Source organism: Streptomyces sp. NPDC060205, assembly GCF_042728395.1.
In the GTDB taxonomy this organism is placed as follows: domain Bacteria; phylum Actinomycetota; class Actinomycetes; order Streptomycetales; family Streptomycetaceae; genus Streptomyces.
Window position 1 is genome coordinate 1 of sequence record NZ_JBHWZP010000653.1, and the last position, 1,155, is coordinate 1,155.

General features: G+C 71.7%; 1 protein-coding gene. It reads left to right on the forward strand.

The genetic code is table 11. The features are described 5' to 3' along the window. The first annotated feature begins 172 nt into the window (after positions 1 to 172). On the forward strand, positions 173 to 1,093 hold the full coding sequence (locus ACFWGJ_RS43790) for an AEC family transporter (protein WP_387334562.1): 921 nt from the start codon (positions 173 to 175) through the stop codon (positions 1,091 to 1,093). Positions 1,094 to 1,155 lie beyond the last annotated feature (62 nt).

The window sequence follows — 1,155 nt, forward strand, 5'->3', positions numbered from 1 at the left end:
GTTCCCCGCGCCCCTGAAAGACGAGCCCCAAGGGGCGCGGGGAACTGCGCGAACGGGGGCGAGGGGGCGGAGCCCCCATGCGGTGACGGGGAGCCCCGCAGCCGGTGGGGGCTCCCCCCGGCCCTAGGGTTGGGTGTATGAGCCATGAATCACCGGGCCCGCGGGAGGCACCGTGCAGGGCGTGCTGAACGGGTTCGCGGTCATCGCCGTCGTCATCGCGGTCGGGTATCTGATCGGACGGCGGGGCTACCTCGGTGACAACGGACGCGAGGTACTGACCAAGCTGGCCTTCCACGTCGCCACACCCGCCCTGCTCTTCACCACCCTCGCGCGGGCCGACCTGTCGGTGATCCTGTCGAACCGGCTGCTGGTGACGGCCGTCAGCACGTTCGCGGTGGCCGGGATCTTCGTCGCGGTCGGTGCCGTACGCCGCTGGGGCGTGGGCCGTACGACGATCGGCGCGCTCTGCTCCAGTTACGTGAACGCGGGCAACCTCGGTATCCCGATCGCCGTGTACGTCCTCGGGGACGCCTCACTCGTCGCGCCGGTCCTGCTGTTCCAGCAGATCGTGATGACGCCAGTCGCCCTCACGGTCCTCGACCTGTCCGGCGCGGGCGAGAAGCAGCCGCTCTGGCGGCAGGTCACCGCTCCCCTGCGCAACCCCGTCGGAATCGGCTCCCTGGCCGGTGTGGCGGTCTCGGCGACGGGGCTGACCGTGCCGGGCCCCGTCATGGACCCGCTGACCCTGATCGGCAACATGTCCGTACCGGCCGTGCTGCTCGCCTTCGGCATCTCCCTGTGCGGCAGCACCATGCCGGGCCGCGGGCCGGACCGGGCGCCCGTGCTGCTCTCCGTCGCCCTGAAGTCCGTGGGACAGCCGCTGGCGGCCTGGGCCCTGGCGGCGGGCGTCTTCGGCCTGCGGGGCGAGCACCTGCTGGACGTGGTCGTCACCTCGGCCCTGCCGGCCGCCCAGAACCTCTTCACCTACGCCTCGCGCTACCGCGTCGGCGAGGTCCTGGCCCGCGAGTCGATCCTGCTGTCGACGATGCTGGCGGTACCGGTGCTGGTGGTGATCGCCGCGTTGCTGGGATGAGGGGATGAGATGACGCCCTCGACAGCGCCGGATCGCGGAACGGGACCGGTGGTCGTCCACCG